This is a genomic window from Staphylococcus sp. EG-SA-2 (assembly GCF_017152085.1).
On the sequence record NZ_JACYHC010001297.1, the window covers coordinates 1 to 606 of the forward strand.

The following is a 606-nucleotide window of genomic DNA, read 5'->3' on the forward strand; positions in this document are numbered from 1 at the left end:
TCCGATTAAACCGTTATATACGCCTTGGTTCTTCAAAAGTAGGTTAATATTTTTGTCTTTCAATTTATCGACGCTTATATTAAATGTCTCGCTAGTCTTTTTGGAAGTTGTAGCAATCGTTTCAAGGTACATAATATAGAAAAACTCTAATGCCACAAATATGATTAAAATTGTTGAGATGATATTCACTGTAACGCTCCTTTATTATTAAATATTTTCTTGTAAAAATGATTGCAGTGTCTGTGGTTGATCATTGACTAATTGTTTGAAATCATTGGATTCTTGGTCTAATAGTCCTCTTGCTCCTGCGTGGTACATTGATGCCAATAATGCACCAAAGCCTTTAGGTTCATCGTACATTTCTGCAAATGTCTCTAATGAAACGGGTTCATATTTAATTTCTGTGCCTGATGCCTCAGATAAAATAGCAGCAAGTTCTTTCATATCATAACTATAGCCTGATAATAAATAGCGTTTGCCCCAAGTATCTGGATTTTTAATAATAGCAATGACACCTCTAGCAATATCATTTCTAGTAATATAATTAATACGACCATCACCAGCTGGATAAATCAGTTTATGCATATTCATCAATTCTGGTAAATA

At 32.8% G+C, this 606-nt stretch carries 2 protein-coding genes; both read right to left on the reverse strand.

The annotated features are described in order from the left end of the window. Positions 1 to 189 (reverse strand): DUF1304 family protein (locus IDG60_RS20895; RefSeq protein ID WP_206161140.1); only part of this gene is annotated, 189 nt, incomplete at its 3' end. Positions 190 to 207: 18 nt separating this feature from the next. Beyond that, positions 208 to 606: NmrA family NAD(P)-binding protein (locus IDG60_RS20900; RefSeq protein ID WP_206161141.1), on the reverse strand; the 399-nt coding region annotated here is incomplete at its 5' end.